16 protein-coding genes are annotated in these 20,131 nt (G+C 40.7%); 2 read left to right on the forward strand and 14 right to left on the reverse strand.

What is annotated here, in order from left to right:
* Positions 1-20 precede the first annotated feature (20 nt).
* From gatB to EHW89_RS07185, 7 genes are all read right to left on the reverse strand, one after another.
* Complete coding sequence (gatB, locus tag EHW89_RS07155; protein WP_126467550.1) at positions 21-1,454, reverse strand: Asp-tRNA(Asn)/Glu-tRNA(Gln) amidotransferase subunit GatB; 1,434 nt, start codon at positions 1,452-1,454, stop codon at positions 21-23.
* Complete coding sequence (gene gatA, locus EHW89_RS07160) at positions 1,454-2,920, reverse strand: Asp-tRNA(Asn)/Glu-tRNA(Gln) amidotransferase subunit GatA (protein WP_126467552.1); 1,467 nt, start codon at positions 2,918-2,920, stop codon at positions 1,454-1,456. Before gatA ends, gatB begins: the two co-directional genes overlap by 1 nt.
* Complete coding sequence (gatC, locus tag EHW89_RS07165) at positions 2,920-3,222, reverse strand: Asp-tRNA(Asn)/Glu-tRNA(Gln) amidotransferase subunit GatC (protein WP_003028817.1); 303 nt, start codon at positions 3,220-3,222, stop codon at positions 2,920-2,922. Before gatC ends, gatA begins: the two co-directional genes overlap by 1 nt.
* A 76-nt stretch (positions 3,223-3,298) precedes the next feature.
* Positions 3,299-5,038 carry an aspartate--tRNA ligase gene (aspS, locus tag EHW89_RS07170; protein ID WP_126467554.1) on the reverse strand — a complete coding sequence of 580 codons (1,740 nt, stop codon included), beginning with the start codon at positions 5,036-5,038 and terminating at the stop codon, positions 3,299-3,301.
* Between the two features lie 509 nt (positions 5,039-5,547).
* Positions 5,548-6,123: a cysteine hydrolase family protein gene (locus EHW89_RS07175; protein WP_022527097.1), complete on the reverse strand. Its 576-nt coding sequence runs from the start codon at positions 6,121-6,123 to the stop codon at positions 5,548-5,550.
* The gene (gene codY / locus EHW89_RS07180; RefSeq protein ID WP_126467556.1) at positions 6,123-6,911 is read right to left on the reverse strand and encodes a GTP-sensing pleiotropic transcriptional regulator CodY; all 789 of its coding nucleotides are present in this window, start codon (positions 6,909-6,911) and stop codon (positions 6,123-6,125) included. The genes EHW89_RS07175 and codY overlap by 1 nt, the downstream gene beginning before the upstream one ends.
* Positions 6,912-7,151: 240 nt before the next feature.
* On the reverse strand, positions 7,152-8,366 hold the full coding sequence (locus tag EHW89_RS07185) for a pyridoxal phosphate-dependent aminotransferase (protein ID WP_126467558.1): 1,215 nt from the start codon (positions 8,364-8,366) through the stop codon (positions 7,152-7,154).
* A 151-nt stretch (positions 8,367-8,517) separates the two neighbouring features.
* Between EHW89_RS07185 and EHW89_RS07190 the strand changes: the two genes are divergently transcribed.
* Positions 8,518-8,970 carry a universal stress protein gene (locus tag EHW89_RS07190; protein WP_126467560.1) on the forward strand — a complete coding sequence of 151 codons (453 nt, stop codon included), beginning with the start codon at positions 8,518-8,520 and terminating at the stop codon, positions 8,968-8,970.
* Between the two features lie 45 nt (positions 8,971-9,015).
* On the opposite strand, the gene EHW89_RS07195 is transcribed toward EHW89_RS07190, so the two are convergent.
* Positions 9,016-10,404 carry a Cof-type HAD-IIB family hydrolase gene (locus EHW89_RS07195; RefSeq protein ID WP_126467562.1) on the reverse strand — a complete coding sequence of 463 codons (1,389 nt, stop codon included), beginning with the start codon at positions 10,402-10,404 and terminating at the stop codon, positions 9,016-9,018.
* Positions 10,405-10,468: 64 nt separating this feature from the next.
* Here EHW89_RS07195 and EHW89_RS07200 point away from each other — a divergent pair, with 64 nt between their 5' ends.
* Positions 10,469-11,431 (forward strand): asparaginase, encoded by a 963-nt coding sequence (locus EHW89_RS07200; RefSeq protein ID WP_022526540.1) that lies wholly within the window; start codon positions 10,469-10,471, stop codon positions 11,429-11,431.
* A gap of 320 nt (positions 11,432-11,751) precedes the next feature.
* Here the strand turns inward: EHW89_RS07200 and recG are convergent, their stop codons facing one another.
* The 6 genes from recG to secA all read right to left on the reverse strand — a co-directional run bounded on the left by recG (position 11,752) and on the right by secA (position 20,053).
* Positions 11,752-13,767, reverse strand: a complete 2,016-nt coding sequence (gene recG / locus EHW89_RS07205) for an ATP-dependent DNA helicase RecG (RefSeq protein WP_126467564.1) — start codon at positions 13,765-13,767, stop codon at positions 11,752-11,754.
* A gap of 103 nt (positions 13,768-13,870) precedes the next feature.
* Positions 13,871-14,977: an alanine racemase gene (alr, locus tag EHW89_RS07210; protein ID WP_022526543.1), complete on the reverse strand. Its 1,107-nt coding sequence runs from the start codon at positions 14,975-14,977 to the stop codon at positions 13,871-13,873.
* Positions 14,949-15,329: a holo-ACP synthase gene (gene acpS, locus EHW89_RS07215; protein ID WP_022526544.1), complete on the reverse strand. Its 381-nt coding sequence runs from the start codon at positions 15,327-15,329 to the stop codon at positions 14,949-14,951. The genes alr and acpS overlap by 29 nt, the downstream gene beginning before the upstream one ends.
* 108 nt (positions 15,330-15,437) lie before the next feature.
* Positions 15,438-16,478, reverse strand: coding sequence for a 3-deoxy-7-phosphoheptulonate synthase (locus EHW89_RS07220; RefSeq protein WP_126467566.1), 1,041 nt, complete (start codon positions 16,476-16,478; stop codon positions 15,438-15,440).
* 1 nt (position 16,479) lies between these two features.
* Positions 16,480-17,511: a 3-deoxy-7-phosphoheptulonate synthase gene (locus tag EHW89_RS07225; protein ID WP_126467568.1), complete on the reverse strand. Its 1,032-nt coding sequence runs from the start codon at positions 17,509-17,511 to the stop codon at positions 16,480-16,482.
* A gap of 22 nt (positions 17,512-17,533) precedes the next feature.
* On the reverse strand, positions 17,534-20,053 hold the full coding sequence (secA, locus tag EHW89_RS07230) for a preprotein translocase subunit SecA (protein ID WP_126467570.1): 2,520 nt from the start codon (positions 20,051-20,053) through the stop codon (positions 17,534-17,536).
* Positions 20,054-20,131 lie beyond the last annotated feature (78 nt).

The raw sequence follows: 20,131 nt of genomic DNA on the forward strand, positions 1-20,131 counted from the left end.
AACGACTGATTTTTTAGATTTTACAACTTCGCCAATTCCTCATTAAGTAGCTTTTGAGCTACTTGTGGATTGGCTTGACCTTTGGTAGCTTTCATGAGCTGACCAATCAGGGACTTGGCTGCATTTTTGTTGCCACTCTTGTAATCGTTAAGAGCTTTTTCATTGTTAGCAAAAACCTCTTGAATGATTGGCAGAAGTTGTGCTGGATCAGAAATTTGCACCAAGCCAGCTTTTTCAACGTATTCCTTGGCTGACCCACCATTTTTCGCCAAATGAACAAAGACTTTTTTGGCAATTTTAGAGGAAATCGTACCGTCTGCCACCAAACTCAACATTTCAGTCAAATTGACTGGTGTCAAACCGATTTCTTCAATGGTTTCACCTTCCGCATTGAGATATTGAGCGACCTCACCTTGGAGCCAGTTTGACACAGATTTTGCGTCTCCTCCCGCTGTCACCGCAGCTTCAAAGAAATCTGAGATGTTCTTCGTTGCTGTTAATTGCTTAGCATCATAGTCTGACAATCCAAAGTCTGCCTTGTACTTAGCCCGACGTTCTTTTGGAAAGGCTGGTAAATCTGAACGCACCGCCTCAATCCAACTGTCATCAATCTCAAAGTTTGGTAAATCTGGCTCTGGGAAATAACGATAATCAGCTGAGCCTTCCTTGACCCGCATCAAAAGAGTTTCACCTGTTGCTTCATCGTAACGGCGAGTTTCTTGACGAATCTGACCACCGCTACGCAAAATCTCAGCCTGACGTTTTTCCTCAAAAGCCAATCCCTTGCGAACAAAATTGAAGGAATTAAGATTTTTCAATTCTGTCTTGGTTCCAAACTTTTCTTGACCATAAGGACGGATAGAAATATTGGCATCCACGCGCATGGAGCCTTCTTCCATTTTGACGTCAGAAATACCCGTATACTGGATAATTTCTTTGAGCGCCGTTAAGTAAGCATAAGCCTCTTCTGGACTGCGCATATCAGCTTCTGAAACAATCTCAATCAAAGGCACCCCTTGACGATTAAGGTCAACATAAGAATAACCATCGCTGCCATGAGTGTTCTTGCCAGCGTCCTCTTCCAAATGAGCCCGCTCAATGCGAATTTTCTTAGTCGTCCCGTCTTCCAGTTCGATTTCAATCCAGCCATTATAGCCAATGGGCTCATCAAATTGAGAAATTTGATAGGCTTTAGGATTATCTGGATAAAAATAATTCTTGCGGTCAAAGTGCATTTTTTGATGAATATCCATATTGAGCGCCAGAGCAGCTTTGATACCGTAATCAATCACGCCCTTGTTCATCACTGGCAGGACACCTGGGAAAGACCAGTCAATGATATTGGTGTTGGTATTTGGATCTTCTCCGAAATGAGCTGGTGCTGGTGAGAAAATTTTTGAATTTGTTTTTAATTCAACGTGGACTTCTAGTCCAATAATCGTTTCAAAGTTCATTATTTTTCACCTCCAAAAATGACTGGTTTTTGCTTGTGGTAGTCTGTCGTTGCTTCAAAAGCAGCTGCTACTTGGTAAATCGTCTCTTCATCAAAATGATTTCCAATCAATTGCAGCCCAACCGGCAGACCATCCGCAAAGCCTGCTGGAATGGAAATGCCAGGAAGCCCTGCTAAATTGACCGGAATCGTCAAAAGGTCAGCCAAATACATAGCCACTGGATCGTGACTTTGAGTTCCTAAGTCGTAAGCAACCGTCGGTGCAGTTGGTCCCAAAATCAAGTCATACTTTTCAAATACTTTGGCAAAATCTTGCATAATGAGCGTCCGAACTTGACCCGCCTTCTTGAAATAAGCATCATAATAACCAGACGATAGACTAAACGTTCCTAGCATAATTCGGCGCTTCACTTCCTCACCGAAACCTTGGCTACGAGACTTGACATAAACATCTTCTAAGCTTTCAATCTCATCTGCCCGATAGCCATAACGAATCCCGTCAAAACGTTGCAAGTTAGAGCTGGCTTCAGAAGAAGCGATGATATAATAGACTGCTACCCCGTATTTGCTGTGGGGCAGGCTAACTTCTTCAACAATCGCTCCCAAACTTTCCAGATGCTTGGCAGCCGCTAAAATGCGTTCCTTGACTTTTTCATCAATCCCGTCGCCCATATATTCTTTCGGAAGAGCAATTTTCAATCCTTTAATATCTTGACCAATCTTACTAGTGAAATCAGGAACAGTTCGTTGAGAAGAGGTTGAGTCTTTTTTATCATTTCCTGCAATTACGCCCAAAAGCTGAGCATTTTCTTTAACCGTCCGAGAAAAAGGTCCAATTTGATCCAACGAGCTCCCAAAAGCAATGAGTCCAAAACGAGAAACACGACCATAAGTTGGCTTCAGTCCGACCACTCCGTTAAAGGAAGCTGGCTGACGGATAGAGCCACCGGTATCAGAACCTAAAGACAAGCGAACCTGACCAGAAGCAACTGCTGTCGCTGAACCACCAGATGAGCCTCCGGGAACTTTTGTAGCGTCCCAAGCATTTTTCGTAGTCTTAAAATAAGAATTTTCACTGGAGCCGCCCATGGCAAATTCGTCCATATTGGTCTTACCAATGACAATCATGTCTTTTTCATGGAGTTTTTCCACACTGGTTGCATCGAAAATCGGCTTGTAATTGTAGAGTATCTTGGAGGCAGCTGTCGTCAGAATCCCCTTAGTAGAAATATTGTCCTTAACAGCTAGTGGAATCCCACTCATAAGATTATCTGCATCAATTCCCTTCGCATCTACTGCTGCTGCTTGCGCCAATGCTTCTTCTTCACTAATCGTAATAAAGCTATCAACTTCACTTTCTCGACTCTTAATATCTTCCAGAGTAGCTTTCGTCAGCTCAACTGCGGAAAGTTCCTTTTTGACAAGGAGATTATGCAATTCTTCAATTGTTTTTTGATTCAAAGTCATTAGGCATCTCCTCCGTCATCTAGAATAGCAGGCACTTTGATATAGCCTCGCTCCTTTTCAGGCACATTTTGGAAAAGTTCTTCTCGATTCCAACCTGCAACTGCTACATCTTCACGCATATAGTTGACATTTTCTGCAACATTTGATGTAAAAGGCACGCCAGTTGTATCAACTTCGTTTAACAACTCCACCATGTCCACAATTTTTGACAAAGTTGTCGCAAATTCTGCTGTTTCTTCAGGTGAAAAAGCTAGTTTTGACAGGTTGGCAACATGCGTTACTTCCTCTTGAGTAATTTTCATCTCTGTTTCCTTTCTCTTCTTTTATTTTTCAGCATAACCGAAAAACAACCATCTTCTTATTTTATCACAAATAGGCTTAGTTCTTCAATTCCAAATGAAGTTCTTTCACTTGACTCGCATCTACTTGGCTGGGACTTTCTAGCATAGGATCAAAACCAGTTCCATTTTTAGGAAAGGCAATGACCTGACGGATATTTTCTTCACCAGCTAAAATCATAACCAGTCGATCCAAGCCCAGTGCTAGACCACCATGCGGCGGAAAACCATAATCAAGCGCTTCTAAGAAAAAGCCAAAGTCACGCTCGTAATCTTCTTTTTCCATGCCCAAGAGTTCAAACATGGCTTCTTGACTCTTTCGATCATGAATCCGTAAACTACCGCCTCCAATTTCATAGCCATTAAGGACAATATCATAGGCATGGCTTTTGATTGAAGCTAAATCTTCTTGCTCATTTTCAAAAACTCCTTGGGTGAACGGGTGGTGCATAGCTTGATAGCGTTCTTGCTCCTCATTCCACTCTAACAAAGGCCAATCTAATACCCAAAGGAAGTCCAGTCGGCTCTGATCGATTAAATCTAATTGTTTGGCAATCTCCAATCGCAAGTGCCCCAAGGCTTCTTGAGCTTGTCTTCTCTTGGTGATGACCAGTAAAAGCAAATCACCGTCTTGCGCTTTAAATTGGTCTATGAAGGCAACTGCTTCTGCTTCAAAAGTCGAAGCCAAATCCCCTTGAAATTCACCTGCTTCCACCTTAAGACTAGCAAACCTACTAGCTCCAAATTCTTTCATTTCCTGATAGAAATGACTGAGCTGCTTCTTCGTGAAAGAATCCGCAGCATCAGGAACACAGATGCCCCATAATTCTTCATCATTAGTAAAAGCCTGCTTCAGCAAAAGAGAAGAATTATCCTGACAGAGATTGGTCAGATTTTTCAATTCCAAATCAAATCGCGTATCCGGCTTATCTGTACCAAAGCGGCTCATAGCTTCTTCATAACTGATAGTTGGAAATGCTTCTGTTAGTTCCAAACCATGAGTTTTCTTGACAACCGCTTTGAGCATCTCTTCTACAAGCATGCGAATGTCTTTTTCACTAGCAAAACTCATTTCCATATCGACCTGAGTAAATTCAGGCTGACGGTCTCCCCGTAGATCCTCGTCTCGGAAACAACGAACAATTTGATAATAACGCTCCAGACCAGCTCCCATTAAAAGTTGCTTCAACATTTGCGGACTTTGAGGCAAGGCATAAAATTGATTTTTAAAAACTCGACTAGGAACCAAAAAATCTCTGGCTCCTTCCGGTGTAGATTTCGTCAAATAAGGTGTCTCCACTTCCAGAAAATCCTTACCGTTTAAGTAGTCACGAATTGTGCTGGTTACTTGGTGACGAAGTTTGAGGTTTTCTGTCATCTTACTTCGACGCAAATCCAGATAGCGGTACTTTTGCCGCAACTCTTCTCCTGTATGAGCGTGCTGATCAAGTTCAAAAGGAAGAGGCTTACTGCTTGCAAGGATTTGAATTGCCTCTGCTCGCAGCTCCACCTGTCCAGACTTGATAGCTTTGTTGACAAAGCGGGCTTCTCGCTCGACAACTTCTCCTGTAACAGAAATCACATCTTCTTTATGTAGATGATCAATTTCAGTAAAAGCCGAGCTATCACCTGCGACAAAAACTTGAAGCAGTCCTTCTCGGTCTCGTAGCTCTATAAAAGCCAATTTCCCATGATTTCGGATATTTGCAACCCACCCAGTCGCTATCATTTTCTGACCAACTTGTTCCAAACCGTAGTTTCCAATAAAAACTTCTTTCATATTCTCTACCTCTTTCTAAATTCATTTCAGTTAAATCGTCAACTTGCCACAAATTACTTATAGAAATCTACGCCCGTAGCTCTAGATACTAAAAGTAGGAATCATTTTTTGTTTACAGCTTTTGTCCAACTAACAAAATTGCAACCGCTCCTCTAAGTACTAAGAATTATAAGGAACATTGACTTTACTACGTAAATCTATAACCATAGCTCTAAACGCTAAAACATTAAGAGCTATAGAAAAACGGCTTCCGCCTGTAAAACAGACGAAAGCCGTGGTACCACTGTTATTCGTTGCATTGCAACCTCTAGCTCGTAACGTGAGCAGACGTTTGCGCTTTGATTCACACAAATTTCTTGCAATGATATAATAGTTTTAGACAATATCATCCTTTACCATAAATAGCATAGAAAAAACCATTATATCATTGACAGTATGTTCTTCGGATTTTGCTTCCTTGGTGCTGCTCTCAGCTTTCAGCACTCTCTGTTCAAGTCAACAAACCTACTCTACTGCTTTTTTACTTTTAAATTGTTATCTATTATAGTCGAACCTAAAACATTTTGCAAGTGGTTTAGTGCAAATTTATGATTTTCCTCCGAAAGAGAAGCTACAGCAGACTCTACCACCTCAATTTGATACCCTAAATTATAGGCATCAATAGCTGTGTGGAGAACGCAAATATCCGTCAGAACACCAGTCAAAATCACCGTGTCAACTTTTCTTTCTCGCAGACGAATATCCAAATCTGTTCCCGAAAAAGCTGAATAATGCCGTTTATCCATCCAAAAGACGCGAGAATCTGCTTTATGCTCCTGATAAAAATCCGCCAACGGTCCATAAAGGTTACGTCCACTAGTGCCTTTGATGTTATGTGGTGGAAAGAGTTTACTTTCCGGGTGGAAAGTATCTCCTTCGTCATGGGCATCAATGGCAAAAAAGATATAATCTCCTCGCTCAAAAGCTGCCTCGGTCACTTGGGCAATAGCTTCAGAAATTGCCTGAGCTGGAGCTCCAGCTGTCAACTTGCCATCATCTGCCACAAAATCCACCGTATAATCAATCGAAATCAATGCTTTTGTCATCAGTAATCTCTCTTTTTAATCTCTTCAAAGACATCGGGAATAAGGACTTTAAGATAGGTTCCTTTCATTCCCAAAGAACGACTTTCAATAATGCCTGCACTCTCTAGTTTACGCAGAGCATTGACAATCACTGAGCGAGTAATGCCAATACGATCCGCAATGACCGATGCTGTCAATTGACCTTCATTGCCATTTAATTCACCCAAAATTGCTGAAACAGCTCGTAATTCTGAATAAGATAGAGTATTCACAGCCATGGTTACCGCTGTTCTGCGACGAATATTTTTTTCATCTTCTTCTCGTTGGAAGTTGAGCAACTGAATACCAACCACTGTACTTGCAATTTCAACCAAAATCAAATCATCATCATCAAATTCTTTATCATTGCGCCAAACAATCAAAGTTCCTAAGCGAATCCCTGAAACATGGATAGGTGAAATTGTCGTCAAGCCGTCTGGAATTTCATCTTTGGTTTCGACAGGAAAAATTGACAAATCATGATTGACAGGAAGATTGGCTTCTGTGTCATACATTAAATTCGCTGTGCGAACATATTCTTCCGGGAAGATTTTCGTTTGATAAAATGCTTCCACACGGTCATTGTTCGTCTTGTAGCGCATAAAATACCCCAAAAGACGCCCCTTGCTGTTTACAATACAAGCATTACAATCCATGATTTCAGCTAGCTGCTGGGTAATTGCATTGTAAGGTAATTCATCCTGTAATCGCTCATCTGAACGACGCAAAATAGATGTAATTTTTCGTGTTTTTGCTAATAAGTTTGCCATAATTTACCTCGCATATAATCTTATTGATTATATCATAAAGCGCTTTAATCTTCAACAATTATCTGAAAATTGTTTATTGAGATACAATTGTGTGCAATTAGCTTGGCTAGCCTTCTCACTCCTCCATATTATCACAAAAAGCTGGGACGAAAGTCTCCAGCTTCATAGCACACTGTGTAATAAATTGACGATGCAGTAGGTGAATGCGTCAGCAATCGTGCGAGTCTGTCTCGCTTTCTATTATCTCCGATATTGCCTTAAGAAACGAGTCATCTTCTCTTGGATTTGTGCTAACTCATCTACACGAGGCAGATAAACAATCCGGAAATGATCAGGATCTTTCCAATTAAAGCCCCGTCCATGCACCAGTAAAATCTTTTCTTGCTTTAAGAAATCCAGCACGAATTGTTCGTCATCATCTACTTGATACATTTCTCTATCAATTTTAGGGAAAATGTAAAGCCCTGCTTTAGGTTTTACTGCAGATAGACCTGGAATTTCATTGATAGCTTTATAAATAAAATTCCGTTGCTCATAAATCCGTCCGCCAGGAAGCAGCAATTCATCTACTGATTGATAACCGCCAAGCGATGTTTGTACCACGTGCTGAGATAGGACATTTGAACACAGACGCATATTTGACAGCATATTTAGCCCTTCGATGTAATCTTTTACATGATATTTTGGTCCAGATAGCACCATCCATCCGACACGAAAACCTGCAATACGGTGCGATTTAGACAAACCGTTCATACTAACACAGAAAAGATCAGGAGCTAAACTTGCGATAGCTATATGCTTTTCACCGTCCATTACTAAACGATCATAAATCTCATCCGCAAAAATAATCAAATTATTTTGCCGCGCAACTTCAACAAGTTCTTCTAACACTGCCTTAGGATATAAGGCTCCTGTCGGATTGTTTGGATTGATAACGACAATAGCCTTTGTATTAGAGGTAATTTTTGATTTAATGTCATCAATATCTGGATACCAATCTGCCGCTTCATCACAAAGATAATGAACTGCATTTCCTCCCGCTAAACTGACCGCTGCCGTCCAGAGAGGATAATCCGGCATAGGTACCAGCACCTCATCACCATTGTCTAGCAAACCTTGCATAGACATGACAATCAACTCGCTAACCCCATTTCCAAGGTAGACATCGTCAATATCAACATTTGGAATATTCTTTAACTGGCAATATTGCATAATAGCTTTCCGAGCAGAAAAAATCCCTTTCGAGTCTGAATAGCCCTCACTATCCCGTGCATTCATAATTAAATCATGAATCACTTCATCTGGTGCCGTAAAACCAAACTCGGCAGGGTTTCCTGTGTTCAACCGAAGGATTTTCTCACCATTTGCACGCATCCGCATTGCTTCTTCTAAGACGGGACCCCGAATATCATAAGCCACATGTTCTAATTTTGTTGATTTATTAAATTCTTTCATCGAATTTTTCCTCATTTCAAAAGAGTCAATTTATTATAACGCAATTTTTCTAAAAAATCTAAAAAACTTCTTGTAAAGTCTGCATGAAAATGCTTTACTTTTTTCATGTAAAGGGTTACAATATAACTAAAGAAAGAATGGAGGTATTCCTATGCTACAAAGATATCAAAACATTATGGTCGCTGTTGACGGTTCTCACGAAGCTGAGCTTGCCTTTGAAAAGGGTGTAAATGTTGCGCTTAGAAATAATTCACGCCTAACGATTGCCCATGTAATTGATACACGTGCCTTGCAAAGCGTTTCTACATTTGATGCAGAAGTCTATGAAGAATTGCAAGAAGATGCAAAGAAACTCATGGATCAATATGCTGAAAAAGCCAAAGAAGCCGGCGTGGCAAATGTTGTCACAGTTGTTGAAATGGGAAATCCGAAAACCCTTCTTGCAACAGATATTCCAGAAGAACAAAAAGTTGACCTCATCATGGTTGGTGCTACTGGGCTTAACGCCTTTGAACGGTTACTGGTTGGCTCTTCATCTGAATACATCTTGCGTCACGCAAAAGTTGACTTGCTTGTTGTCCGTGATAAAGAAAAAACATTATAATACAAAGATAAAGAGAGATTGGCATAAACCAAGCTCTCTTCTTTTTCATTCTACATTTTTCGTGCAATTTCGTTGATAGGCTTGAATTTGACGTTCAAGCTCTTTTTTTATAGCTGGCTCTGGGGCATAATTTTCTTCCCAATCATCTGGTTTTAAGATTTTATGGGTGACAGGATCAAAATGCGCTTTGCCATCCGGGAAGAGTTTACCCATATTGGCTCGGTGGACAATCTCAAACAAGTATTCCGGATCTACTCCCATTAAAACAAAACTACCATAGGTAAAATACAACATATCAATCAGTGCATCTACTTGCCCAACTAAGGACATCTCTGCTTTGCTCTTCTTTTTGACTTTTTCAGCAGCTTTGTTCACAGCTTCGTGCAAAGATTGAACAGACTGCTCAAAGACCTCTTCTGACGGACTGGCTGCACGTAAAAATTCCACTAGCTCTTCTACCTTGAAACCTGCACGATGACGAGCACCCTCTGTTGTCCACAGGATGGGCTCTTCCTGCGTGCATTCATCCATTATCCCATGAAATTCTTTGACCTTATTAAAATGGTGGTCACTACTGATAAAGACTTTTTCACTCGCTAAAATGCCAAAGTGTTCCAAAGCTTTATGAATCCCATCCTGACTATTGCTACTGGTTGTGTGTTTTGCAACTTCTTTCACTCGACTGGTTCCATTTCCCATGGCAATAGACATGCCAACGCCCGCTAACATCTCAACATCATTATCAGAATCACCGAAAGCCATGACTTGATTGATGTCAAAACCGTATTCTTTTCCAACGAGCTTAATTCCTTCTAACTTTGACATTCCTTGATTGACAATATCAGCTGCGAAAGGACTGCTACGAGTAAACTTTAAATCTGGAAAATCCGCTTCGATAGTTTGTGTTTCTTTTGGTGTTGCCAGCATCAGTACTTGATAAATCGGCTCTTGAATGGATTTCAATAAATCATCCTGCTGTTGAGGAAGTGCCTTGCTAACCACATTGTTGAAACTTTTATTTACCAAGTATGCCATCTTCTTCGGAACAAAACGACTGGTCCATTGAGAAAACTTGCTCATGCCAAAGCTCATGATTTTAGAGCCAATCACTCCTGATTTTGTTCCAAACGAGATTTCTATTTTATGCTGGCGAGCATACTGAATCAGGTGACGCAAACTGGTTTTATCAATTGGCTTCGCAGAAATGACTTTATCTTTTGAAAAAATATATTGTCCATTATAGGTCACTGCAAAATCTAAATCCAACTGTTCCATAAAGGATTGAACAAAAAAGGGACCCCGACCTGTCGCTAAACCAACTAAAATACCTTGCTGTTTTAAACTATGAATTGCTTGTTCTGTGGATTTCAAGACCGTCCGACTATCGTTTACTAATGTTCCATCAATATCAAAGAAGACTGCTTTGATTTCCATTCATTTCTCATCTCTTTCTTTTATGATACAATAATTATAGCATAGATTCAGGAGAAGCTCACTTATGACCAAAAGAATTTTAGTTTTACATACTGGCGGTACTATTTCCATGCAGGCGGATACTACTGGAAAAGTCATCACAAACGAACACAATCCCATGAACCATATTGCAGTTCCTCTAGAAGGCATTCAAGTGACGGCTCTTGATGTTTTCAATATTCCTAGCCCTCACATAACACCACAGCACATGCTACAATTGTATCAAAAAATCAAGACAGACGGGAAGCATTTTGACGGGGTTGTCATTACTCATGGAACGGACACTCTGGAAGAAACAGCTTATTTTTTGGATACCATGGAACTTCCAGATATCCCTGTCGTCTTGACCGGTGCCATGCGAAGCTCCAATGAACTAGGAAGTGACGGAGTTTACAATTACTTATCTGCACTTCGGGTAGCAAGCGATGACAAGGCACGCGGAAAAGGCGTTCTGGTGGTTATGAATGATGAAATCCATGCTGCCAAATACGTGACCAAAACGCATACAACCAATGTCAGCACTTTTCAAACGCCAACTCATGGACCACTCGGACTGATTATGAAGCAAGAAATCCTCTATTTCAAAACAGCTGAACCACGCGTTCGTTTTCATTTAGATAAAATTTCTGGGTTAGTACCGATTATCCCAGCCTATGCTGGAATGAAAACTGAACTGCTTGATATGTTAGACTTGGAAAAGATAAACGGTCTCATCGTTGAAGCCTTTGGTGCTGGGAATCTCCCACAAGAAGTTGCCCAAAAGCTCAGTCAACTTGCGAATTCTGGGCTGCCAATTGCACTTGTATCTCGTTGCTTTAACGGCATTGCAGAGCCAGTTTACGCTTATGAAGGGGGCGGCGTGAAGTTACACGAATCAGGCATTATGTTTGTCAAAGAGCTCAATGCTCCTAAAGCTCGTATCAAACTCTTGATTGCTCTGAATGCTGGGCTGCGAGGACAAGCCTTAAGAAACTATATTGAAGGTTAATTTTACATAGATAAGAAGCTCCGATATTTCGAAGCTTCTTAGGATATTTTATGTTTAGGAGATTTATGAAAAAAAGTTTTTAGCTCTTTTGTTTTTAGTTATTTGCCATATATTTCTGATTCCTTTCCTGATTTTTTGAATGTTTTGTTATAATGTACTTTAATGTTTACTGTCATTGGACTTACCTCTTTCTTTTTGATGAATTTAGTATAGCCCGAAAAACTTAAAGCAGGCTTATAGATTTCTTTCAGAAAACTTAATTTAAAAAACTTCATCCAAATGGTGAAGTTTTTTGGTTTATATATGATGATAAACTAAAATCAATCCAAGTAGTCCTGCTTGTCCAAATGAAGCGCTACAATATGCCAATCTGCATTCGTTCGCCAATCAGGAGTGGACACAATTTGACTGGCGACTTTTCTGGCCTCCTCTAAAATTGGATAATCCTCTACAATATCTGCCACCTGAAATTCCGGCAAACCGGACTGACGAGTGCCGAAGATTTCACCAGAACCACGCATTTTCAAATCTTCCTCAGCCAAGACAAAACCGTCAGTCGTTTCCGTCATGATTTTCATGCGTTTCTTGCCAGATTCTGTCTTAGGATTGGCTACAAGAACCGCATAAGACTGTTTATCTCCACGTCCTACTCGACCACGTAACTGATGAAGCTGGCTGAGCCCAAATCGGTCCGCATCCATGATTAGCATGACCGTAGCATTGGGCACATTGACACCGACTTCAATAACAGTCGTGGAAACCAGAATGTCAATTTTTCCTTTCTTAAAATCCTGCATAATGGTATCTTTTTCTTCGCTCTTCATTTTACCATGTAGCAGAGCTACTTGTGCTTTGTCACCGAAATAAGCCTTTAATTCCTCTTCCAAAGCAATAGCATTTTTCAGATCCAGAGCTTCCGACTCCTCAATCAAAGGAGAGATGACATAGACCTGAGCACCTCGTTGCAGCTCTTTCCTCAACCAATCCAGAACTACTTCCAGCTGCTCATGCTTGACCCAACGAGTGATAATCGGCTTACGCCCAGCTGGCATTTGGTCAATAATTGACACATCCATATCACCAAAAGCAGTAATAGCAAGCGTCCTAGGAATGGGCGTTGCAGTCATCATGAGCACATCAGGATTATTTCCTTTTTCTCGCAAAATTCGTCTCTGTCCCACTCCAAAGCGGTGCTGTTCATCAATAATCACCAGACCAAGCTGATGATATGTCACACTTTCTTGAATCAAAGCATGAGTACCGACAATCATATCTACCTGACCAGCCTCAATCGCTTCTAGTGCTTGTCTGCGTTCTGTCGGCTTCATTCCTCCTGTCAACAGAATTATCCGTAGTTCAGGAAAAAGTTGGCTCAAGCTATCAAAATGCTGCTCTGCCAAAATTTCAGTCGGTACCATAAGAGCAGACTGCAAACCAGCCGTATAGGTAGCATACATGGCTAAACCTGCAACCACCGTCTTTCCACTACCCACATCTCCCTGCAAAAGCCGGTTCATGTGGGTTGGTGCTTTCATATCTTGTAGAATTTCATCAAGACTCCGCTTCTGGGCAGCTGTCAATTCAAAAGGTAGCAGTGTCAGCTTTTTTTCTAATAAATCACCTCGCCAAGGAATAGCTAACCCTTGACTCGCATTCTTGCTTTCGCTCTTTAGGACCTGTAACTGCATTTGAAAGTAAAAAAGCTCTTCAAACTTGATCCGACGCAAAGCCTGCTTGTACTCTGCCAAATCCTTTGGGAAATGCATTGCCCGTACTGCCTGACTCCGTCCTAGCAACTGATAGCGTTCTAACAACACTTGGGGCAAATTTTCCTCCAAGAGCAATTCCAACCCTTGGTCAAAGGCTGTCTTAATGACCTTGACCAAACTGGCTTGACTAATCCCTTGAGCTACTCGATAAACTGGCTGCAAATCATCTTCTACTTGTGCTAGAATTTTCATCCCGGTCAAACTAGCTTTTACCTTATCCCATTTGCCGAAAATAGCAATGGTTGAGCCAACCTCTACCTTGTCTGCTAGATAAGGTTGGTTAAAGAAGTTGACTGCAAGTACCACCTCTCCCTGCTTTATGGTAAAACGCAGGCGATTGCGCTTGTAGCCATAGTACTGGACATTTGCTGGTGTAGCCACCACCCCTGAAATAACTGCCTTTTCGCCGTCTTCCAATTCTAATACATTTTTACTTTTAAAATCTTCATAGCGAAATGGAAAATAGAGCAACAAATCCTGCAGGCTGTCAATTCCTAGCTTAGTAAATTTTTCAGCAGATTTCGGCCCCACACCCGGCAGAACCGTTAAAGGTTGGTGTAAATTCATAATTCCTCTTTCAGTTCTGTTTTTCAAGAGTTTGTAAAAGCAGATTGGAACAACCATGCTGAAAATAGCTTTCTAGATTTTTCCAACTGCTTTTTAGTTTCAATCAATTTTTATAAACTCTAGGCACACGGTCGCTAATCAAACAAAGCACCTCGTAGTTAATCGTTCCTCGTTTTTCTGCTACATCTGTTGCAGAAATGGATTCTTTGCCACTTTCTCCGATAAAAACGACAGGTGTACCAATAGGACAAGCTTTAGGTAGACGAACGGTAATCTGATCCATAGACACACGACCAACAATGGGACAAGATTGTCCGTCAATTAGAACATCAAAACCTTGCATATCTCGCGTCCAACCGTCTGCATATCCCAACGGAACCGTTCCAATATACTGCGAATTTTCACTCGTATAAGTAGCTCCGTACCCCACATCTGCTCCTGCTTCTAATTGCTTGACATGAACCAATTCTGAAACTAGAGAAAGAGCCGGCTTCATTTCATAAGGAAGCTGCAAGGTACGACCGCTAGGATTGAGACCATAGATAATATCACCCAGACGCACTGCATTCATCACAGTATCTGCATGCCAAAGAGTCGTTGCAGAATTACTAGCGTGAACAATCGGTGGAACGGTTTCTAGTTGCCCTAAAATTTCTTTAAAACGTGCCAACTGTGCTTCAAACTTATGCGTATCTGCTTCATCAGCTGTTGCAAAATGGGTGAAGATGCCTTCTACCTGAGCACCTGCTTTTTCCAAACGATGAATGGCTTCTTGAGCATCTTGACTATCTCGAAAACCAATCCGTCCCATCCCAGAATCAATTTTTATGTGAACAGCCAAACCAGCTACATCTATATTTGACTGTAGCAGCAAATCAATCCATTCTAAACTAGCAACGGTACAGGTCACTTTGCGTTCAATTGCCAATGAAATGGCATGAACATCTGACACTCCTAATACCAAAATTTTTTTCGTAATGCCGGCATCACGCAACTCTACAGCTTCATCAATATTGGAAACACAAAAGCCATCCACAATTGGCTCAATAGATTGCGTAACAGCAACTGCACCGTGACCATAGGCATCTGCCTTGACAACAGCCCATTTTTCCACATTGTTTGGAATATGCGCTGCAATTTGTTTAATATTAAAGCGGATAGCAGCTAAATCCACAACAGCCCTAGTAGGTCGATGATGACTCGTTTTCATGATGTTCCTCCAAAATAACACTAGCTGTAACAATATTACCTGCATGGCTGAGCGACACCCAGACCTTGCCAGAAAAAGGCGACTTAGTAAAAATAGGCGCTCCCTTTTCATTGTTTAAAATTTCTAAATCCTGAAAAGTGACACAACCAATTCCAGTCCCCCATGCTTTAGAAAAAGCCTCTTTAGCAGACCAACGTCCTGCCAAATATTCCATTTTTCGCCTACCAGAAAGTTCTTCAAACCGTGCAAATTCAGCAACAGTCAAAACTTTCTTGGCGAAGCGAGCATTTTTTTCATAAACTTTTTGAATAGAAGAAATTTCCTCTATATCAATACCATGTCCTTTAATCATCTTTTTAAAAAGAGGCTGGGACAAAAGTGTGCCAGACTCGGTTACTTTCTAAAATAAAACTTAATGCACTAATACTATCAGATTTTACAAATCCACTCCCCATCTTTCTTATTTTTCATTTTTAGATAGGGTAGTATATATTTCCTTGACTAGTCTGACTGTATTATCCCAACCCAGACAAGGGTCTGTAATGGATTTTCCAAACACTTCAGGCTCATTTTGACGACCATCTTCTAAGTAAGACTCAATCATAAAGCCGCGTACAATTTTTTTGATTTTTTCATTCCAGTCACGATTGATTAGGGTTTGACGGACAATCCGAATTTGTTCTAAATAACACTTGCCTGAGTTATCATGATTAGTATCAATCATGATAAAAGGGTACTCTAGTCCCATTTCTTCATACTGTTGAATATCATTTAAGAGATTTTCATAATAGAAATTGGGAATATTTTTACCATATTCATTTATAGACCCACGCAAAATAGCATGCGCTAAAGAATTGCCAGATGTCTCTACTTCCTGACCGTGATATAGGAAAGTTTGCTTATTTTGCGCTGCATAAATTGCATTGAACAGAATATTCATATTACCTGACGTTGGATTTTTCATTCCAACAGGTGCGTCAAGACCACTCGCTACAAAGCGATGTTCTTGATCTTCCACAGATCGTGCTCCGACAGCATGATAACTTACCAAATCATCTACTAAAATCAAATTAGACGGATACAGCATTTCATCAGCAGTTGTTAATCCAGTCTCTGTGATAACACGATAATGTAGATTACGAACCGCCTTAAGCCCATTGATTAAACTTGGAGCCGCCTTTACATTTGGCTGATGAACCAATCCTTTATAACCGTCACCATTAGTTCGAGGTTTTGCTGTGTAAACACGCATGACCATAAAGATTTTGTCTGCTACTTTCTGTTGCAAATCAGACAAACGATGAGCATATTCTAAAACTGCATCTTCGTTATCCGAAGAACACGGACCGATGACCAACAAAAGTCGTTCATCTTCTCCGCGGAGAATAGCGGCTAGTTCTTTATCTCGCTTTTCCTTAATGATCAAAGCTGCTTCAGATAATCGTGTCGTCTCTTTAATACGATCAATATCAATTTTCTGACCCTTTTCAATAAATGTCATATTATTTTCCTAATGTATCATAAATCTCATGTACAAGCTGTGCTGCATTATCCCAACCCAGACAAGGGTCTGTAATGGATTTTCCAAATACTTCAGGCTCATTTTGACGACCGTCTTCTAAGTAAGACTCAATCATAAAGCCACGTACAATTTTTTTGATTTTGTCATTCCAGTCACGATTGATTAAGGTTTGACGGACAATCCGTACCTGCTCTAAATACTGTTTACCAGAATTATCATGATTGGTATCAATGATGATAAAAGGATTTTCCAAGCCCATTTTTTCATATTGGTCAATCGTATCTAGTAAATTATCGTAGTAATAATTTGGAATGTTTTTTCCATACTCATCAAGCCCACCACGCAGAATAGCGTGTGCCAAAGGATTTCCTGAAGTTTCTACTTCCTTACCAGCAAACAAGAAACTTTGCTTGTTTTGCGCTGCATAAATCCCGTTAAACATGACATTGAGATTTCCAGACGTAGGATTTTTCAAGCCAGTCGCAACATCAGCTCCACTCGCTACAAAACGGTGTTGCTGATCTTCCACAGAACGCGCCCCAACAGCCATATAAGAAATCAAATCATCTACCAACGGAAGATTTTCTGGATACAACATTTCATCAGCTGTCGTCATTCCTGTTTCTGTAATAACACGATAATGCAAATTTCGAACTGCTTTAATACCATTGATTAAGCTGGGTGCAGCTTTGGTATTTGGCTGATGAATCAAGCCTTTATAGCCATCACCATTGGTACGAGGTTTTGCCGTATAAACACGCATGACCATGAAAATACGGTCTTTCACCTCTTCTTGGAGGGCAGATAGGCGCTTTGCATATTCTAGGACAGCCGCTTCATTATCAGAAGAACACGGACCAATGACCAACAGAATGCGGTCATCTTCTCCACGGATAATGGCATTTAACTCACGATCTCGTGCCTTTTTTTTAGCTAAAGCCTCTCCTTCTAACTTTGATAAATTACGAACCTTTGCTACATCAATTGGCTCGCTAGTTGCCTTAAATGTCATAATCTCCCCCTCTTTACACTACTTATCTGTGGCGTCCATGACAATTTTTAAATTTCTTACCAGAACCACATGGACACAAGTCATTGCGCTTCACTTTTGTCAAATCAATATCGCTAGGTAAGCCAGATTGTTGTGCTGAAATATTGCGTGTCGCTGTTGTGCTGATATGATGCTCCGTACGTGGACGTTCTTGCTCGTGAATTTGAGCCTTCATCATCAAACGCGTCACATCAAATTCGATCGAACCAATCATATCATTAAACATACGGAAACTTTCAGCTTGGTATTCAACGACTGGGTTATTTTGAGCATAACCACGAAGTCCAACTGAGTTCCGAAGTTGATCCAAAGCATCAATGTGATCAGTCCATTTGCTATCCACGACGCGCAAAATCAGAACTTTTTGGAATTCTCTGACGGAATCCTCATCGCGAAGTTTCGCCACTTGACTATCGTAAACCTCCAAGGCACGTTTGTATAAATCAGCCTTGATATCTTCATCAGACAAGCCTTCTAAATCTGCGATTTCAATAGATTCTTCTGGAACAAGATTGTATTTTGCAAAATTAACAATTGCTTCTAATTTTTCATCTTGCTCTGCACGACTGTTGCCATCCACAAAACGGTTGATTGTTCGCTTCATCATGGCATGAATTTCCGGTGCCAAATCACGATCAGCCGTAATGACATCATAGCGCTGCGCATAGATAATTTCACGTTGCTCACGCATAACATCATCATATTGAAGGACTTGTTTACGTGTATCATAGTTGTTCCCTTCAACACGCTTTTGAGCTCCTTCTACTTGGCGCGTCAGCATACGAGATTTGATGACAGACTCTTCTTCGCTGAGGTTCATGCGATCCAAAACAGCTTTAATCCGTTCCGATCCAAAGCGACGCATAAGTTCATCTTCAAGTGATAGGTAGAATTGTGATTCACCAGGATCTCCTTGACGACCTGAACGACCACGAAGCTGATTATCAATACGACGGCTTTCATGTCGTTCTGTACCAATAACGCAAAGTCCACCAAGTTCACGAACCCCTTCACCAAGCTTAATATCTGTACCACGACCAGCCATATTGGTTGCAATCGTTACCGCACCACGTTGCCCGGCATTCATGATGATTTGCGCTTCTTTATAGTGATTCTTCGCATTCAATACTTCATGCGGAATGCCAGCTTCTACTAGTTTCTTAGAAATATAATCACTTGTTTCAACTGCGACTGTTCCTACAAGAACAGGTTGTCCTTTTTCATGACGAGCTTTCACGTCCTCAACAACCGCTTTAAATTTAGACTCAATACTTGGATAAAGAAGATCTGGATGGTCAATACGAGCTACTGGACGATTTGTCGGAATCGGAATGACCCGAATATTATAGGTTTCGCGAAATTCTTCCTCTTCTGTCTTAGCTGTCCCTGTCATCCCTGACAATTTCTTATACATACGGAATAGATTTTGGTAAGTGATAGAAGCTGAGGTCTTCGTTTCATCCTGAATTGGCACACCTTCTTTTGCTTCAATTGCTTGGTGAAGTCCGTCTGAATACCGGCGACCTTCCATTGTACGACCTGTAAATTGGTCCACAATCAAAATTTCTTGCTCTTCACTCACCACATAGTCAATATCTAACAGCATGATATAGTTTGCCCGAAGAGCATTGTCAATAAAGTGAGTTAGTGCTACATTTTCAATATCATACAAATTTTCTAACTTGAAGTAGCTTTCTGCTTTATCAATCCCAGAGTCAGAAAGTCCAATGGTTTTAGACTGCACATCAATGATGTAGTCATCTTTATTAAGAGACTTCACAAAGCTATCTGCCATGTGATAAAGTTGGTTCGTATCAGACGAAGTTGGTCCTGACACAATCAAAGGCGTACGAGCTTCGTCAATCAAAATGGAGTCCACCTCATCGACCAAAGCGTAGTTTAGCGGACGCTGCACCATGTTTTCAGCACGCACCACCATATTATCACGCAAATAGTCAAAACCAATCTCTGCATTGGTTGAATACGTGATATCACATTCATAGGCTTCTTTTTTCTCTGCGGATGACTTTGCAGCAAGGTTGATACCAACAGAAAGCCCCAACCAAGAGTACAGTTCCCCCATTTCTGTTGCGTCACGCTCTGTCAGATATTCATTTACTGTGACAACGTGAACCCCTTCTCCAGACAAGGCGTTCAGATAAACTGGCATGGTTGCTGTCAGGGTTTTTCCTTCCCCTGTACGCATTTCTGGCACATCTCCATGGTGTAAGACAATCCCACCCATAATCTGTACTGGGTAAGGGAAAAGTCCTAACACACGCTTTGCACCTTCACGAACAACCGCAAAAGCTTCATAAAGCAAGTCATCTAATGACTCGCCATTTTGATACCGTTGCTTAAATTCATCCGTCTTTGCTTTCAAAGCTTCATCTGACAAAGCAGCCATTTCATCTTCATACGCCATGACTTTCTTTGCCATTTTTTCTAATCTTCTTAATTCACCTTTATCATTTTCGATAATTTTTCTTAAAATATTCGCCATTTCTTTCCTTACTTGTTACAATTCTTATTTTAAAATGTTCTTTTCATTATAGCATTTTTCACTATATCTTTCAAGAAA

The organism is Streptococcus periodonticum (genome assembly GCF_003963555.1).
In the GTDB taxonomy this organism is placed as follows: Bacteria; Bacillota; Bacilli; order Lactobacillales; family Streptococcaceae; genus Streptococcus; species Streptococcus anginosus.